This is a genomic window from Cytophaga sp. FL35, assembly GCF_014349235.1.
GTDB lineage: Bacteria > Bacteroidota > Bacteroidia > Flavobacteriales > Flavobacteriaceae > Euzebyella.
On record NZ_JACSOH010000039.1, the window covers coordinates 8,630 to 27,458 of the forward strand.

Annotated in this window: 5 protein-coding genes; all 5 read left to right on the forward strand. The window is 42.0% G+C overall.

Translation table 11 applies throughout. The annotated features are described in order from the left end of the window. The first annotated feature begins 145 nt into the window (after window positions 1-145). A complete protein-coding gene (locus tag BIZ36_RS19505) occupies window positions 146-12,853 on the forward strand; it encodes a T9SS type B sorting domain-containing protein (RefSeq protein ID WP_187459551.1) in 12,708 nt (4,235 codons plus the stop codon). Window positions 12,854-12,859: 6 nt separating this feature from the next. Next, window positions 12,860-15,994, forward strand: a complete 3,135-nt coding sequence (locus tag BIZ36_RS19510; protein WP_187459552.1) for a DUF11 domain-containing protein — start codon at window positions 12,860-12,862, stop codon at window positions 15,992-15,994. Window positions 15,995-16,057: 63 nt separating this feature from the next. After that, the gene (locus tag BIZ36_RS19515; protein ID WP_187459553.1) at window positions 16,058-16,957 is read left to right on the forward strand and encodes an ABC transporter ATP-binding protein; all 900 of its coding nucleotides are present in this window, start codon (window positions 16,058-16,060) and stop codon (window positions 16,955-16,957) included. Then, window positions 16,954-17,790, forward strand: coding sequence for an ABC transporter permease (locus BIZ36_RS19520; RefSeq protein ID WP_222937481.1), 837 nt, complete (start codon window positions 16,954-16,956; stop codon window positions 17,788-17,790). The genes BIZ36_RS19515 and BIZ36_RS19520 overlap by 4 nt, the downstream gene beginning before the upstream one ends. A gap of 181 nt (window positions 17,791-17,971) precedes the next feature. After that, window positions 17,972-18,829, forward strand: an 858-nt coding sequence (locus tag BIZ36_RS19525) for a hypothetical protein (RefSeq protein WP_187459554.1), incomplete at its 3' end; no start/stop codon positions are given.

Consider the following 18,829-nt stretch of genomic DNA (forward strand, 5'->3'; position numbering starts at 1 on the left):
ACGTAAAGTTTGGAATTGCTACTAAACCTGTTTCTTATTGGTTTTATCGGCATACAACAAATACACACCCCTTCGCAACATTAATTTACGCAACTCCTAATTGGTCACTTACTTTGTAATACCCAAATTAAACCAAGCTAAGCTGATGAATACGTGGAGCCATTCTAGAATTAATTTACTTCTATTAGCATTTTTCCTTTTCTTCTCCCATATAGGATTTTCGCAGTTAAGTGACCTGCATTACCTGCCGCCCTTAAAGCAAGGTAGGAATAATCAAGCGGTTCAACAACAGGCAATCTATTTATCAACACCTGAACCTACCTCATTTACAGTAAATGTATACAGAGGAACCAGTGGCACGCCCATCACTTCCTTTAATATTTCCAATACAGCGTCAGCGGTTTACAACTTGCCTAATGGTGACAATAATATTACCCTAGTTGACAACAACCATACAGGAATAGTTTTAAATGATGCCGGTCTCCGATTTGAATCACCAAGCGGCAACAAGTTTTATGTAAACTATAGGGGTAATTCCAGTGCTCAAGCCGCATCTCTTACTTCAAAAGGTAGGGTGGCCATTGGAACTAGATTTAAATGGGGCGGACTGCCTAATTTAGGTGCACACGATACCAAATCCAATACCTTGGGTATTATGGCGACAGAGGACAATACCACTGTTAGACTTTTTGGGTATGATGCAGCCTGTGAATTTAGGCTTCAAGGCGATGCAGACGGCCTAACCAATGATAGCTATACCCTCACCTTGAATGCCAACGAATCTTTTGTATTTGAAACCTATCTTTCTGAGAGTCCCGCTCACGTTGATGGTTGGATAGGTGCAACAGTTGAATCGGACAAAGGTATTGTCATCAGTAACGGTGGAATGAATACCGGTAGGCAATTAAATAACGGAAACCGCGATGCCGCTATTGACCAACCAGTTCCTGAAAATAGATTGGGTAAAGAATATGTTTTTGTTCGAGGTAACGGTACCAATGCTACCGAATTTCCTTTAATCATTGGTATTGCGGATAATACGCAGGTTTATGTCAATGGCTCCAATACTCCTTTCGCTACCATTAATAATGGTGATTATGTTGAAATACCAGGAACTTTTTACTCAAGCGGTTCTGCCGGGGCAAATATGTTGGTTACTACTTCGAAAGATGCCTATGCCTATCAATCAATGGCTGGCGGCTCTGCGGTGTACACACACGGACTCAATTTTGTAGCCCCCGTAAACTGTCTCTTGCCAGATGTCATGGACAATATTCCAGATATTACCAATATGGCCGGTACTACGGTAAATGGCGGCGTTACCATTGTAGCCGCAACGGCAACCCCAGACGCAAATATTACGGTTACGGACGGTAATGGTCCCGTAACCCTACCTCCGTCCAGTCCCGTCGCCGGGACAAGTGACTGGAAGACTATATTTATTCCCAATTTAACAGGGAACGTAAGCGTACAATCCACCGGCCCCATTGCGGTCGGATTTTTTGGTTTGAACGGGGCACGTGGCGTTGCCGGATATTTTTCAGGATTTGATACCGTTCCGGTGGTGAACTTGGAAATACGAGGTGGCAGCGGTTGTTTTGTAGGTTCTGAAATCTTTGAGGCAACCGGCAACTTTGATGCGTATCAATGGTTTGGTGATGGTGAAATGATACCCGGAGCCAATAGTGAAAATTTTGCCCCAACCGTTGCGGGAGATTACTTTGTACGCGGCACCAAAGGACCTTGTACCTACGACTCTCAGCCAATTTCAGCTTATTATTGTGACCCTGATGTTGTTTTGGATAAGACAGTGGATAGACCTGAAATTAGAGAAGGTGAAAGAGCTACTTTTACCATAAGAGTACGAAATTTAGGGGTTGGCCCCTTGACCAACCTCAGAATTACCGACAATATTCCGTCTGGGCTTACTTTAATAAGTGCCCAGACCATTACAGGTAGTTGGAGTGGAAATACATGGAACATTGGTACATTAAATGGAGGAGAAACAGCCTTCTTAAACTTGGAGGTACAAGCGGATGAAATTGACATCTTGCCGCTACTCAACCTCATCAATACTGCTACCAACTCACAAGATCAAACGGATACCAATATTACAAAGGACAACCCCTCCGCACGACTGATTGTGCATAACGATTTTGACAATGACGGGGTGGTAGATAGTGTAGATTTGGACGATGATAACGATGGAATTTTAGACACCGTTGAACAAATGTGCGTCATTTCCAATGACGTCGTATTCTCTTCGCCGTCAAGCACGGTACAAGGAGGTACCGCAGTTACCGAGATTTTCACCAACTTTAATGATTTATGGAGAAGTTCTACATCTTCCAGAAATCCTTTACTGCCTAACTTATCACATGAATTATTGGCTTTTACCTCTGGAGGTACCACTTTCACCACTGGAGTTTTAGATGATGACGTCTATGATTCCAACGGTAATGGATTGTTAGACGGCATTGATACCAATAATGACGGTTCTGCCGATATTTCAGCCACCGAATCAATGTGGATGGCCTTAGCCCCGTCAAGAAATATTTATAGCGAAGCCACCTTGGAAGCCAGCTTAAATGATGGGGATCCCAACAATGCCCATGGCTTGACAGTTGTAAACGACCCAGCCACCGACCCCTTAAATCCGTTATTAACCAATGGACAGAACGGATTAGACCTCGGAACCGGTATTGCCAATGTTGGTGATACTTGGGTATACGAAATAGACCCTATTGTAGCCACTAATGTAGGAGATGGAATTCCTGATATATTGCTGACCCAAGTGGCCGACCCAAGTGGTGTAGGCCATACCGTAAGTTTATATGATGCTACGGGAGCACCCTTAGGGAATGCTGTTCGCGTGCTAGCTTCAAGTGGCGGAGCCCTTAACAGCGTGGTAGGTTCTTATAGGTTAGATGTTTATCATGCCAACGGAAGTGTCTTTTTTAATAATACAACAAGAGATTATCGCTTGGCGACTGTTGAGTTATCTGAGTTCAATGTTCCAGCCGCAAGTTTGAGTGATGTCGCTTACCTTCGATTGGAGCTTGGTTCCAGTGCCGATGTGGCTTTTTTATCTTACAATACCGCTTCCTTTTCTGGTTTTTGTGCCAATTTGGATACTGATATGGATGGCTTTCCAGATCATTTAGATTTGGATAGTGATGGAGACGGATGTAGTGACGCTAACGAATATTATAAGGATAATAATGCCGATGGTGGAGATGGTGGAGAATACGGAACAGGAGTGCCTTCGGTAGACCCAAGCGACGGAACGGTCATCGATGCCTCTTACGTACAGGTATTTGCCCCAATTATAATTCTTGGCAACACCTCTGAGGATTTAGGCGGTGCAGATATCAACGGGCAAGAACTTAGTTTGGGCCAAACCTTCAACTATGCCATCAGGTTTCAGAATAACGGTGATGATGACGCGACCAATTTCACTATTAGAAATGTACTTCCTAACGGAGTAACAGTTGAGGGCTTTGATTACTCCAACGCTCCCGGAGTTACAGAAAGTTACGACCCTGTAAGCCATACGGTCACTTTTACCATTCCCGATAATTTAGTGGAAATAGGTGACCCTGAATATAAAATTAACATTGAGGTTACTGTTTCGGGTGACTGTTCAGAATTTGTAGCGGCCTGTGCCTCTCAATTGGAAAATCATGCTTATGCTACTTATCAAGGAATTACGAATACCAGTACCTTCTCAGATGAAGATGGCAGTAATCCTGCAGGAGCTTGTATTACGGACCAAGAAGTAGCAACCAATAGTTTGGCCAATGCCTTGCAAGATTGCGATGTAGCTAGATCGGTACTTCTTTGTGGTGATTTTGTAACCCTAACCGCTGGTGAAGGATTCACTTCTTACAATTGGGCCATTGACAACAATAACAATGGTCAAATAGACGGTTCAGATACCCTATTAAATGATGGTGACCCAGATTCAGACCCAAGAACAATGGTGGTGACCGGCATAGGAAATTATATCGTAGAAAAAACGGCTGCTTCTGGCTGTGACGACCATATTGAAAGAATTAGGGTCAATCGCTTTGGAGATGTTCAGACCAATCCTATTGTAGATTACTTTAATCAGGTAAATGGTGATTCCAATCCTGATAATGATTTACAGGGCGAAATTGTCACTTGTTCCATTGATGGGGATGAATTGCCAAAAATATTCCTCTGTGGATCCAATGACAGTGCTCTTTTGCAATTAGGAATTACGGACGCCCAAAGCATCACTTGGCAGAAATTGGACGAAAGCAGTTGTTCTTCAGCTGGTGACGACTGTGCCAATAAAAATGGAACCTGTACTTGGAATAATCTGGTAGTACAGAACAACTATACGGTTACCGAAAGCGGTAGCTATCGCGTGGTAATCGCCTATGAAAATGGGTGTTTTAGTAGATTTTATTTCAATGTTTTCCAAAATACATTGGATATTGCTTATATACCTACAGACATTGTTTGTAATACCAACGGAAGTATTCGCATAACCAACCCTACCAGCGGTTACGGTTATCAATTATTTAACGTAACCAATGACGCTGTAGAGATTCCGTTTAGCGCTGGACAGGGACCAAATTTTGACATTACCAACAACGGAACTTATAAGGTACAGGCTACCCAGTTGAATCCTTCAACAGGTATGCCGATTGCCAATAGCTGCGTTTTTGAAACCGAAGATATAGGTATCCAAAGAAGGGATTATGAAGTAAACCTTAGCAGTACTACGGCCGATTGTGATGAACAGGGTACTATTAGTGTTCAAGCACTCAACGTGCTTCCGGATTATAGTTATGAATTATACATTGATGACGGAAGTAATGGCGGAGCAGGTAGTTTTGTTACCTCGGAACTCGTAAAAGCAGACAACACCCATACATTTACAGGTGTGGCGCCAGGTGACTATATTGTTGTAACCTCCACCACAGATGGTTGTGCTGACACCCAGACCATTACCGTAAATGAAATTCCGGAATTACGATTAACTGCAAATACCGAAAGTCATATCACCTGTAGTGCCGGAGTGGTGAATCTTGCTGTAACCGGAGGAACTACCGGACACCAATATGCAATTTGGAGTAAAGATGGAGTTTTAAATTATACCGATACCGCAAGTATTCCAGATACCGACTTTGTGGGCAGTACTAATTTCTACTTTGGATATAGAGGAAATCCTGCCACCTACTTCCCTAATGAAGATGGTGAATATGTTTTTGTGGTCAAGGATGACAATGGCTGTTTTGCGCTTTCAAACAGCGTTCAAGTCGATGATTTGGGAGCAGTGAGCGTTACCGCCTCACATACCGATATCCTTTGTGCTGATTCTGCCACCTCAACATTGACCATAAATGCTACCGGAGGCACCGCTCCTTACCAATATAGCTTGGATGGCGGTGTTACCTATCAAAATGAGAACTTCTTCAACAATTTAACTGCCGGAATTTATACCGTTACCGTTAGAGATTCTAGTGGAACCGTAGATAGCAGATGTATAGAAAGTATCGACTATGAAATCACCCAACCATTCAGGTTAACGGGCTCCGCTACCATTGTGGAAGATGCTTCATGCGACCCAAGCGGCGCCCTAGTAAAAATACTGAACCCTAATGGAGGTCAGTCTCCTTATGAATATAGCTTTGATGGAGGTTCTAACTTTACCGCTACAGATAATAGCAGACTAACTGCCGGCACCTATCAATTGGTTCTTAGAGATGCCCTTGGTTGTACGTTTGATATGGAACTGACCGTACCTAATGAGACCCCAGATCCAAATCTTGATTCAGCAATTACCTATAATTGTGACGGAACTGGCGAAGTAACGGTAAATACGGATAATACTACCGACTTCAATTATACCTATAGAATCAATACCGTTCCTAATACACCTGAAGATTCCAACATTTTCAGCAATGTGGCTGCAGGCACCCACACCATTACCGTTGGCTATTCCAGTGCTTTGGGTGCGGACCAAAGTACTTTGTTTTTTGAGAATTTTGGAACTGGTGCCACAACACAAATCGGGGAAATAGGCCCGGGATATTGCTACGAACCGCAAAATGGTTCTGAAACGGCCTGTAATTTAGGTCCTGCAGGCATTTTGGTGAGTGGGGAATACACAGTGACCAATTTTGTGACCAACCCTATTTCGGCATGGAGAAGTCCTAATGACCATACAGGCTTAGCCGATGGTAGGTTCTTGGCTGTAGACATTAGAGTGCATGATAACGTAGACGACTCCATTCTTTGGAGAAGGGAAAATCTAGAAGTGCTTCCCAACAGACCGATTACAGTAGCGTTCTCGGCTTATAACTTACGTAGAGTAACGGCCAACGGAAACAATCCAGATGTATTGGTAGAATTAGTGAACGGCTCAGGTACCGTTTTAGGTTCGGCTACCACCGGAGATATTCCTAAAAACACCGATGCCGATAGCTGGCACGATTACAGTTTTACTTTTGACCCAGGTGCAAACACCAATGTAAGTGTCATCTTTAAAACCAATTTGAACAGCGCCGATGGTAACGACCTTATCTTAGACGACATTCACGCTACACAAGTACCTGAGGTTTGTGAAAAAACACAAGATTTGACCGTAGTTGTAGAATCAGGAAAAGAATTTGAAGTAGCTATCTTAGGTAGCTCCTCTCCTACTTGTAATGGTTCCAACAATGGAAATATCCGCTTTGAGGTGAGCAACTTTGATGCTGCATTTGGATATGAGTATTCTTTAGATGGAGGTACCACATGGATAGCGGAAACGACTTCGCCATTTACCACTCCGGCTACTTTAGGAGATGGCAGCTACAATGTAATGGCGAGAAAAATAGACGACAACACTTGTACAGCTACATCTGCGACTTCGGTTACCCTTACCTCTCCAAATGCCTTGACGGCTTCCTTGGTACAGACGGCAGATTTCACTTGTTACAATTCGGGGGCCACTCTAGAAGCATCTGCAACCGAGGGCACTCCTGGGTATGAATATCAATTGGAAAGAACGGACACTACCCCAGAAAGGGCCTTTCAATCCAGTCCAGTTTTCCTAAATGTAGGTGCAGGAGATTATGTTGTGAGGGTTCGTGACACCAACAATTGTGAAGTTGTATCAACTTCACCTGTGACCGTTACTGCTCCTAACGCATTGACCTTAGGTCTTTCGGCTACGCAATGCTACGATGGCCAAAACAATGCCACCATCACCGCAACAGCCAACGGAGGCAATGGCAATTTTACCTTTAGATTGAACGGCGGCGCATGGCAGACACCTACTCCTAGCACTTCTTTATCATTCACGTTTAACGGACTTTCCAATGGAAGTTATGATGTGGAAGTAATGGACCAATTTGGTTGTGCTTCTCCTTTAGAAAATGTTGTCATTGAACCGGATTTAACCTTGTCTGTTGATGTTACCAATGCCAGTTCTTGCGCAGACGGTACCCTAACGGCAACGGCCGTGGGCGGTACAGGAACCTATTTGTTCGCTTTTGTACCATCCGGAAATACAGTTACCGATGGTGATTTTGCACCTTCCAATACTTTTAATGTTCCACTAGCAGATATTGGTCAGTACGACATCTATGTAAGGGACAACTTTAGTAATCCGGGTTATTGTACTGAAATGGTGACCGAAGAGGTTCAGGCCAATCCAAGTTTAACGTACACCGCTACACCAACTGATGCAGACTGCTTTGGAGGTAATGGTAGCATTGAAGTCATTATCACGAGTGGACTAGCACCTTACGATTACGAATTGGTAGATGTAACCCATGGAACTGCAAACCAAACTTATACCGATGTGGTATCTGCGGATAGAACTTTTTATAATCTACTAGCGGGAACCTATGACATCATTATAACTGATGCTGCCGGATGCTCTCAAACCGAATCGGGGATCATTGTAGACGAACCTGCAGAGTTAACAGCTGACATCAACGGTGTTACACCAGCAAACTGTACCGGTCTGGCCAGTGAATTCGGTTTTGACTTTGACAATTACCCTGTAACAGTTGGCACCATTGAATTTAGTGCTGATGGCGGTACTACATGGCAGTCTTCGGATGAGTTTAGAGGCTACCTTTCTGGGGAAGAGGTTTACCCTTCTTTAAGAACCATAGACGGCAGCGGAAACACCATTTGTCAAACGGATTTCCCAAGATATACCATCCCTTATCCTCTAGATGATTTGGATATTACCGTATTACCTATAATTGTTAATTGTAACGAATTACAAGTTAGTGTTCGAGGGCAAAATGGTACGGCTCCTTATGAATATACATATTCCGAAGACCCGGCCAATTTTGACCCTGCAGCGCCTACGCATCCATGGACAACTCCGTACGCAGCAGGAGCTACCCATACCTTTACGAATTTGGTACCAGGTAGAACATACGCTTTCTACGTTCGTGATAATGTTGGCTGTATTAGGCAAAGTAGCGTGAATGTAAATGACATTGTTACCAATCCAATGGAAATTTCAGCGGTGGTAACACCGGCTTGTAACGGTACCACCAACGGTGTACTAGACTATACTATCGTTGACAATGATGGTAGTACAGAACCTAGTATGGAATGGTTCTTATACGACACTACGGGTACCGTAATAGCCAACAGCGGTGGTGTGGTAGCCTACTCAAGTGCCATTCAGATTACTGGTCTAGCACCTAATGAATATTACATTGAAGTACAGGAGGTTGATGCCGGCGGAACACCACAATGTATCAGTGCCAGTGAAAATATGCTTTTAGATGAATTGGATGTTATTACCGGAACACCACAATCTATTCAGGATATCAGTTGTGAAAATCCGGGACTTATCGAAATAGATAATGTTCAAGGCGGTGGCGGAACCTATTTCTATACCGTTACAGGACCCGGTACTTTTACGACGATCACCGCTTCAGGAGATAATCCAATAGAAATACCTGCCAATTCACCTGCCGGAAATTACAATGTGAGCGTTGAAGACCAATATGGTTGTAGTTATTCGTTGGGTTCGGTTACCATGAATTTCATGGCAGCACCGTCCATTACCACCATCGATATCGATAATTGCAATGCCAATGCTACAATTACCATAACTGCTTCTGGAACAGGAACTGTTTTGTATTCCATTGATGGAGGTAGTAACTACCAAACCAACAATGTGTTTAACAATGTGCCTGCTGCTAATTACGACATTTATGTGAAGGATGCCTCTGGTTGTACCGATAATCTTAACAGAGATGTTCATCCTACCCTCCAGGCTACAGCGGCCTTAGATGTTCAATTGGGTTGCGGACCTGGTAATGAAGCTGAGATTACCGTAGAAGCATCTGCTGGTTCAGGCAACTATGAATTTGAAGTGTTGGATAGCGCTTCTGGCATTGCCATAGCCCGTCAAGTTTTGGCAACGAATCCTCAAAATGTTCAATTGACGATTGCGGATACGTATACGGTGAATGTCTATGATATGGGTACGGATAGTCCTGTTTGTAACCGTTCATTAACGGTGGAAGTCCCTACAGCTATAGTTCCACAATTTACTGCTGACCCCACCGCCGTATCTTGCCCGGGTGCCAATGATGGCCGTATAGAACTAAGTCAGGTAAATAATGGTAACAACCCATTGACTTATACTTTAAGTCCAATGCCCGTAGGTGCTAGTTGGGATGCGGCAACACAATCCTTCATCAACCTACCAGGTAACAGTTATACTATTACCGGTACAGGTCCAAATGGTTGTGAAACAGTAATAAATTCCACCATAGGTGAAAATGCCGTGCTTGCATTTGATGTTCCAAACGTGGTACAGTTCGGCTGTTCTAGTGATAATGACGTGGATAATGCTACAATTTCCATAAATACAGCTAGTATTACTGGTGGTACTGGTACCTACAATCGATTTGTTTTTATTGATGATGCTACGAATAATGTGCTTCAAGATAGTAACAGTGCTCTTTACTCCTATACCAATGTAAATGGTGGAGACGTCATGGTACGTGTTTATGATAATCAAGGATGCCCTGCGGAACATGTGGTGACGGTAAATGCTTACGATGCCTTGGTAGATGCCACCATTTCGGTGGATAGAAATATTGACTGTGTCAATAGCGGTGAGGACATCAGTATTGATGTAATCAGTACATTCACTAACTATAGTGCCAATCCGGCCAATTACGAGTTTAGACAATTACCATCGGTTACTTATCAAGCATCGAATCAATTCATGAATCTTTCTGCTGGCACATATACCTTCGGAATCAGAAATGTAACTACGGGATGCGAGATTACCAGAAGCCACACGGTAGAAGAACCTAATACTTTTGATGTTACGGTAGAGAAATTATCAGACGTTATTTGCCACGGAGGAGATGGAAGCATTCGATTGACGGTTGTTGATGCCGTTTATGCAGGTGGATTTAGCTATACCATTTTCAATAGCTCTGGAACACCTGTTCAATCAGGAAGTTCTGCCAACGTAGGTCCTACCCCAGCTATTTTTGTACCCGCCGGAAATTACACGGTAGAAGTGACACAAGACGGCTTCCCAGAGTGTACACAAACAAGAAGTTTTAGTATTGCCACACCGGAGGCCCCACTTGCTCTAGACCCCATTATTACAGAAGAAGTTGGATGTAACAACAATAGGGGAAGTGCCCAAATAGTACCTACTGGTGGCGAGGCACCTTACGAGATTGTTATGACCCATAATGCTTCCGGAACCAACTATATGGCTAATGATGTACATTCCTTCTTGTTCCAAGGCCTAGGTGCCGGTCAGTACAACATTCAAATTACAGATGCTTTGGGCTGTGTTGCCAACTTTAACAATGCGTTTGATTTGGTAGTTCCCGACCCTATAACTGCATCTATTTCCAATACGGATTTGGTTTGCGAAGGTGATAATGACGCATCGGTAACGGCTTCTGTCAACCCGAGAAATGTTACTGCCAATTACAGATACATTTTAAATAGCTATGATGACCTATCCGGAAGCAAATTGCTAGTAGCTTCGGCATCCCAGACAAGCAGTACTTTTAATAATTTGACCAGTGGTTTCTATAGCGTTTCTATTTTCGATGATATGTACTGTTCTTTTGAAACAACCATTATCGAAGTTGTAGAGCCTACGGAAGTGGAAGGTCTATTGACCACCGCCCAGATGATGACCTGCCAGAATAATGCGGAATTATTGTTGACAGCATCAGGAGGCACGGCACCCTACATGTGGAGTGTTGATGGTATTAACTTTAACGCTATGAACAGTTCTGGTGGAGCCAATACACATTTATTTACGAATGTAACCCAAGGCAGCTATCAGTACTATATTCGCGACAGCTTCAATTGTGTATCCGTACTTTCCAATTCGGTAAACGTTAACGAAATAGAAGATTTAACGGCTATCCTTGACCTATCTGCAGCCCGAGTGGCTTGTCATGGGGACAACACTGCGGTAATTCACGCTGAGGCCGACGGAGGCCTAGGAAATTACCAATATGCCCTGTTTAGCGATTCAGGTCTCATAAACGAAGTAAGACCGAATCAAACAAACGGACTATTCACGGATTTGGCTATTGGCGACTATTATTTAAGAGTACAGAGTGGCGATTGCCAATTTATTTCGGCTAGAATTCAAATTGCAGAGCCCACACCATTGGTTGTCTCGGCCAATGCAATCAACGTTAGTTGTAACGGGGCTGAAGATGGCAGTATCCAGATTGATGCTACCGGTGGTGCCGGAAGCTACCAATATGCTATTTCTCCCAACTTGAACCAATTCTTTGATGAAGCTGTTTTTGATGAGTTGGCTCCTGGGGATTATACCATTATTGTTCAAGATTCGAATGGTTGCTTTGAAGTCATTGAAGCTACCATCGTAGAACCTGAAGTTCTTGAGGTTACTTCCACCACTACTCCTGAGATTTGCGTAGGCGAGGAAAATGGTACTATAGAACTGACGATAACTGGCGGTACAGGGCCCTATAGCACTCGACTTTCCACTGAATCCAATTTTGTTGAGAATAGAACCGATTTCTCTGGTTTGGCAGCAGGTGATTATATTATTTTCATTGAAGATGCTCAAGGATGTGAAGATAATTTAATGGTCACCATAGAATCCGGGGTAAATCTCAACGCTACGGTAGAGGCCATTTACGGTTGTAATGGAAACAGCCCTAACAATTATGTGAATATAGTTCTGGAAGACCCTAGTCTGGAAAATGAAGTTTTATTTGGCCTAGATACCATGGACCCAATGGAAATGCAACTAAATCCTTTCTTCAGGGACCTGGAGCCTGGTTCCCATTATATTGCCATTTCCCATGAAAACGGTTGTATTACCACCCATGAATTTGAAGTTCAATACTTTGCTCCATTGGAACTAACGGTAACCCAAAGTAATATTAATGAAATTACGGCAACTGTAGAAGGTGGTAGAGAGAACTACACCATCTATTTTGGAGACGTTAATAACGGAGAGGACAACATCTTCCATATTACCAAAACGGATACCTATATCGTTACGGTGGTTGATGAAAATGGTTGTGAAGTATCCGCAAGTATTTTTATGGAGTTCATAGATATCGAAATACCAAATTTCTTTACTCCAAATGGCGATGGAGAGAATGATATCTGGAAACCTAGGAATATTGAGGTGTATCCAAATATTTACATCAGTATTTATGACAGATATGGACGGACCGTTTACACTTTCCAAGATAATTCAGATGGCTGGAACGGTATTTACCAAGACAGCAATTTACCTTCAGGAGATTATTGGTATATCATAAAAATGAACGGCGAAGCAGATACTCGTGAGTTTGTTGGTCACTTCACCTTATACAGATAATACTGAATGAAACTTAGGTTATTTATTTTGACTTTTATGCTCAGCATGGGCGCTTTTGCCCAGCTGAGTGACCTTCATTATCTTCCTCCCTTAAAACAAGGAGATAATAATCAAGCCATTCAACAACAGGAAGTACATTTATCTACTCCAGAAACTGCTGCGTTTACCGTAAATGTGTACAGGGGCACAAGTACTTCTGTTTTAACATCGTTTACAATATCCAACGCCGCACCGGCCGTTTATAGCTTGGCCAATGGAAATAACAATATTACTTTAGTCGATAATGGCAATACCGGGGTTGTGCTGACAAATGGCGGACTCCGTTTTGAGGCTCCGAATGGGGAAAGGTTTTACGTAAATTACCGTGGTCAGTCAGGATCACAGGGTGCTTCCCTCACTTCAAAAGGTAGGGCGGCCATGGGTAGGAAATTTAAATGGGGCGGTGTGCCTAATTTAGGGACCCATGTTTCAAAATCGAATACTTTGGGAATCATGGCTACCGAAAACAATACAACCATAAATGTTTCGGGTTATGACCCCAATTGTGTTTTTAGATTGGGTAACAATGCATCAGGAATTACTTCGGATACCTATCAAATAACATTAAATGCAAATGAATCATTTGTGTTCGAGGCTTATTTAGGCAATACATTTTCAACAGCTCAAAGTCAAGGTTGGCTAGGAGCCAGTATTGTTTCAGATAAAGATATAGTTATTAGCAATGGGTCGTTAAACTATGGTAGACAGGCAAATAATTCCAATAGGGACGCAGGAATTGACCAACCTGTTCCAGAAAACAGAATTGGAAAAGAATACGTTTTTATAAGAGGAAACGGAAATTCAAATGGCTGGACGGAGTTCCCGCTCATTATTGGAACCCAGAACAATACGGAAATTTTTGTCAATGGTTCCGCTACACCCATAGCTACTATTAACAACGGAGATTATTTTGAAATTCCCAGTAGCCATTATTCCTCCAATTCCGTAGGCGCCAATATGTTCGTTACCACCTCAAAAGATGCCTATGCCTACCAATGTATAGGCGGTGACGATAAACCATATACGCAAGGCTTAAATTTTGTGGCACCGGTCAACTGTTTATTACCGGATACGATGGACAATATTCCAGACATTAGAAATGTAGCCGGCGTTACCATTACCGGTGGCGTTACCATAGTTGCCTCTACTTCTACCCCAGATGGTAATATAACCGTTACGGACGGAAACGGACCCGTAACCTTACCCTCTTCAAGCGGCGTAGCAGGAACGCCGTTATGGAAAACCTTCTATGTTCCCAATTTGACCGGAAATGTGAGTGTACATTCCACCGGACCTATAGCGGTAGGCTTTATAGGTTTTAATGGGGCTAGAGGTGTTGCCGGTTATTTTTCCGGTTTTGATACCGTTCCAGAAGTTGACTTGCAAGTCATGGGCGGTGGATGCTTACCTGGTGCGACCATAGAGGTCATAGATGCAAATTTTGATGCCTATCAATGGTATCAAAACGGCACATTGGTTCCCGGAGCCATTTTATCAAGTTATACGCCCAATGAAGCCGGTGATTATTTTGTAAGGGTAACAAAAGGTGGTTGTACTTACGATTCCCAACCTATTGCCGCTTATTATTGCGATCCGGACATAATCATAGAAAAAACAGCTAACAAATCTGAGGTTTTAGAGGGCGAAACGGTAAACTTTACCATTACCGTGGAAAGTTTAGGAGCGAATCCGGTTACCAATTTAATAGTTTCTGATGTTATGCCGTCTGGATTCACATTAGTTTCCGCAAGCCCATCTGTCGGAACTTGGAACAATCCAAATTGGACCGTTGGTACACTCAACGCTGGCGAATTACAATCCATCATATTAGTAGCTTCAGCAAACGAATTACCCGTAAATACGCAGTTACAAAGCTACATCAACACTGCTACGCACACGCAGGACCAAATAGACTCCAACACTTCTACAGATACTCCAACGGCAAGCATTATCGTCCATAATGACAGCGATCTGGATGGTATTTCGGATAGCGATGATTTAGATGATGACAATGATGGGATATTGGATTCTGTAGAATGTGCTTCAGGTGAAGGTGGAACCAATCTGGTGTTCAACGGTGATTTTTCTTCTTGGTACTATAATGGTTGGACTCCTGATGGTAGCAATTGGCAGGAACCTGGGTCTGGTCTCTATGCTTTTTATGAAGATTATAATACGGGAACTTACCCCTTGTATCAAGATGTTACAGTTACAAATGGCACAACCTATTTATTTTCTTTTGATGTTGGCACTATTTCGACGTATTCCAATTCAAGTACTTTTAGGGCCTATATTGATGGAACATTAGTGTATACCAAACTATCCGACCAAATGAGTATTGACAACGGAGGTGATACGGCTGATACAGGCGGTGGCAATTTATCAAATACTGAAACCGTAACCTTTCTTTATACCGCCAGTTCCAATTCGGCAAGAATTCTCTTTGAAGGATTTTCGGCATCACAGCCACACGATGAGTTTTTTTTAGACAATGTAAGCTTGGTTGCCGCAGGCGGGTGTAGCGATACGGATGGCGATGGCATAGAGGACAGAGTGGATTTGGATAGTGATGGGGATGGTTGTACTGATGCCAATGAGGCCTATAGTGATGCTAATGCCGATGGCGGGGATGATGGTAGGTACGGTTCCGGCAACCCATCCGTGAACAGTGATGGAACAGTGACAACGGCTTCTTATAACGTACCTGTGGACAACAACACTAATGGCAGTTATGACTTTCAAGAAATTGGTTCTTCTCCCAATATTTTAGGACACCCTGCTGATGTTTCCGTTTTCGTTCCCGACAATGCCAATTTTAATGTAAATGCATCGAATGCAGATAATTACCAATGGCAATTGAGTGTTGACAATGGTATTAGTTTTACTAACATTACAGATGGCACCCTGTATATTGGCACTTCTACGAACGAGCTAACAGTACTAGGCCCTACCCTTGATATGACCAATTATCTGTATAGGGTCATTATTACGAACAATAATTATATCTGCGGAGAAACGATATCCGATTCAGCCCGTTTAACAGCAAGGATAAGAACCGTAATCACAAATAGGAGAATCACCTATAGAACCAACAAAAATTAACCCATAGTGTAACAATAGGCCTCACAACTCGTCAAGTAAATGGAACCTTAAAAGAAGTTTATATTGGCAACCATCCTTTCCGTTCACGACCTTACCAAAAAATTTGGAGCATTAACCGCCGTTAAAAACTTAAGCTTTACCATAGAAAAAGGTAATGTCTACGGCATTCTGGGTCCTAATGGTAGTGGCAAAAGTACCACCCTTGGTATTGTATTGAACGTTGTTAATAAAACATCGGGTGACTTCAAATGGTTTGATGGTAACACTTCTACTCACCAAGCGCTTAAGAAGGTCGGGGCCATCATAGAACGTCCTAATTTTTATCCGTACATGACCGCCGTTCAAAATTTAAAACTGGTCTGCAGGATAAAGGAAGTTTCAAATGAAAAAATCGAGGAAAAATTAGAGCTAGTAGGACTGTTGGAACGTAAAAACAGTAAGTTCAGAACATTTTCCTTAGGTATGAAGCAACGTTTGGCAATTGCTTCTGCCCTACTTAATGATCCCGAAATCCTTATCCTAGACGAACCCACAAATGGTTTAGACCCACAAGGTATTCACCAAATTAGAGAGATCATAAAGAAAATAGCCGCTAAAGGAACTACCATTCTTTTGGCATCCCATTTACTAGACGAAGTGGAAAAGGTATGTTCGCACGTAATCATTCTAAGAAAAGGTGAAAAATTATATTCGGGTAGGGTTGACGGTATGTTGGTCAGCCACGGTTTTTTTGAATTAAAAACTGCAGACTTTGGAAAGTTGCAGGTGTACCTGGAAAAGCACGCAAGCTTTGGAGAAATCAAAATTAACAATGAGATGATCACTGCCTTCTTAAAAGAAGAAATGAGTGCTACCGAATTAAATTCATCCCTTTTCGATCAAGGTATTGTACTATCACATTTAGTAAAAAGAAAAGAGAGTTTAGAAGAACAGTTTTTGACACTTACTAAAAATGCCCAATGATGACAAGGCTACTACAAATTGAATTTATTAAACTCTGGAACAATAGGTCCAGTAAAGTCCTTATTCTTGCCTATTTTATTTTGCTTACTTCCATAGCGCTTTTTGCATCCATCAAATTTGATATCGGCCCTGTTAAATTTCATTTGGCTGAACAAGGAATTTTCAATTTTCCCTATATCTGGCATTTCAATACTTTTATCACCGCACTTTTCAAGTTATTTCTTGCCATAGTTATCGTATCCATGATGTCCAATGAATACAGTAATAAGACGATCAAACAAAACCTCATTGACGGTCTTTCCAAAAAAGAGTTTATAGCTTCCAAGTTTTTGACTGTAGTGGCTTTTTCACTTCTTTCCACCATTTTTGTGTTTATTGTCTCCATGATATTGGGACTTGCTTATTCTGATTTTAATGAGATGAGCATTATTTTTTCTGATTTAGAATTTCTACTGGCCTTCTTTGTAAAGCTTTTAGGATTCTTTTCTTTTTGTCTCTTTCTAGGAATATTGGTAAAAAGGTCTGCCTTTGCACTTGGTTTTTTAATCCTTTGGATGATCATTGAGCAATTGATATATGGATTTCTAGGTTGGAAATTAGTCTCATGGGAAACGGCCTCAACCATTAAAAGTTTACTTCCTTTGGAATCAATGGCCAATCTAATCAATGAACCATTTTCAAGGTTAAAAGCTGTACAATCTGTAGCTGCTCAAATGGGGGAGCGTTTTGAATTCGATTATGGGGTTCATTGGTATGAAATTCTCTTGGTAATTTTCTGGACTACCTTTTTTATTTATTCGTCCTATGCCATTTTGAAAAAAAGGGATTTGTAAATACGTCTATCGATGAATTTTAAAATTCATCGATGTCATCTATTATCATTTACAATTTATGGTATCTTGTCCATAACTTGATCATAAGGATAACTACATTAAATGTTATAATTTTCAGGTCAAGATTCAGCGACTACTATAAATGGAAATTCGGAAACTCAGATATCAACAGATAAAGATTTTGCTATTTGCATTTGTAGTAATAGGTACAATTAAAATTAATGGGCAGACCTGCTCATCCCTTAGTACACCAATCAACGGCTCTGTTGATGTTGCTGTAGATTCTCCTATTAGGTGGAGGGCTATTCCAAATATTATTGGTTATGTAGTGTCATTAGGAACTACTCCTGGAGGTGGAGAAATATTGAATCGTAGATCATCAGGGCAGCAAAACTTTTATTATCCTGAAGTAGGTTTACCCGCAGATACACAGATATATGTGACGATAGGCTATTTTAAGGCAGGGCAAGATTTTACCACTTGCAATATTGAAAGCTTTAGAACCATTGCTGTAACTGAAGTACCTGAATGTACAACATTGACAAGTCCGCTGGATAATAGCTCGAACATTGCCGCAGAGACAGAACTCGTTTGGGATTATGCCCCAACTGCTACCGGCTATTTTCTTTCTATTGGCACTTCAGAAAATGGTCATGAAATACTCAACAATGTAGATGTAGGCAATAAACTTAGTTATGAATCTCCAGATGGGTTACCTGCAGATACGGAAATATTTGTGAAGATTACTCCCTACAATGAAATAGGTGAGGTAGCATTCTGTGCTACAGAGAGCTTTCAAACAACATCTGCAGTAATCAACTGCGGACCTTATTTTGATTACCGCACTGGAACCTCCATAAACCTAGGTCCTGAAATTACATTTCCAGATGTGGTCGGTTTTTGCTTACGTACTAACTCCACTACTGTAACAAGTGAAGACCAAGCAGACGGACATAGGTGGTATGCTCTTGAAGCCGATGGAAGTGAGCGAGTAATATCCACATCAATCTCTGCAGAAATTGAAGGGTCTGGCATGTAC

Bases quoted from the DNA above. Each gene is read 5' to 3' on its own strand.
- BIZ36_RS19520 (WP_222937481.1), top strand. From the start codon at position 16,954: ATGATGACAAGGCTACTACAAATTGAATTTATTAAACTCTGGAACAAT.
- BIZ36_RS19510 (WP_187459552.1), top strand. From the start codon at position 12,860: ATGAAACTTAGGTTATTTATTTTGACTTTTATGCTCAGCATGGGCGCT.
- BIZ36_RS19505 (WP_187459551.1), top strand. From the start codon at position 146: ATGAATACGTGGAGCCATTCTAGAATTAATTTACTTCTATTAGCATTT.